This is a genomic window from Neisseria sp. P0021.S007, assembly GCF_051956855.1.
The window spans coordinates 1-983 of the sequence record NZ_JBQCXA010000185.1 but is presented as its reverse complement, the minus strand read 5'-3'; the positions used below and the strand labels follow the sequence as shown (position 1 = coordinate 983).

General features: G+C 49.9%; 1 protein-coding gene and 1 pseudogene. One reads left to right on the top strand and one right to left on the bottom strand.

Annotated elements, in window-relative coordinates:
• On the top strand, positions 1 to 316 hold a 316-nt coding region (locus tag ACTHUR_RS12080; RefSeq protein ID WP_440398730.1), incomplete at its 5' end, for an RNA-binding S4 domain-containing protein.
• Between the two features lie 93 nt (positions 317 to 409).
• Here the strand turns inward: ACTHUR_RS12080 and ACTHUR_RS12075 are convergent.
• Positions 410 to 983 (bottom strand): annotated as a pseudogene (locus tag ACTHUR_RS12075) (hypothetical protein); the annotation flags it as partial.

Genomic DNA, 983 nt, shown 5'->3' with positions numbered 1-983 from the left:
AAAACACATTGAGCTGGGCAGGGTTTTGGTAAACGGTTCGAAGGTGAAAAACAGCAAAAATATTTCCGCCGGCGACACCATCGACATGACTTTAAACTCCCTCCCCTACAAATTCAAAGTCGCCGCGCTCAATCATCAACGCCGGCCGGCACCGGAAGCGCGTTTACTGTACGAAGAAGACATGAAAACGGCTGCCGAACGCGAAGCTCAAAAACAACTCGACCAAGCCAGCCGCATCAGCGCCGCTTATCCGGACGGACGCCCGACCAAACGCGACCGCCGCCAGCTTGACCGCATGAAGCGCGATAGCTGGTAAGCGTTTCATCCATTGTTTCAGACGGCCCTATATTCATGCCGTCTGAAAACCAAAAACAGGCAGGACATCCTGCCTGTTTTTTATTTGCGATGATTAAAATTTATATTCTAACTGACCGCGAATAACGTTCACGTCCTGTTTATCCGTACCAACGGTAGGCGTAACCTGTTTGCCGGCCAAATAGAAGCCTTTGAGTTTCCAGTTTTTCCAAGGAATATAAGTTGCACCGATTTGCACGCCTTGGACGTTTTTGCTGTAATCCTCAACAGAAGAGACACCGGACAACGAACCGACACGGCGGTAGTTCAAGAATACGTCGTAAGAATTACGGACGTTCCAGTCGGCCGATTTATAGCGCACTTCAGTGAACACGCCGTCATTTTTGATTTTTTGTCCGGCATCATTATAAGCTTTGATATTGGACTTGCTGACCGCGGCCATCCAACGCCAATCGTCATTAAATTTAATGTCCGTACCAATTTCCCCGAAGACCGCGTTTTTCTTCGCGCCGCGTACATCGATGTCTTTCATGTAGCTGACGGTTGCGCCGACGTTGATATTCTCATTCACAGGCAACACGCTTTGAACCGCGGCAAAATGTCTGCGGCGACCGCCAATGCCCCATGCGTTGTCGTTCAGATTGCCGGTACGGCGGCCCGCATAGATT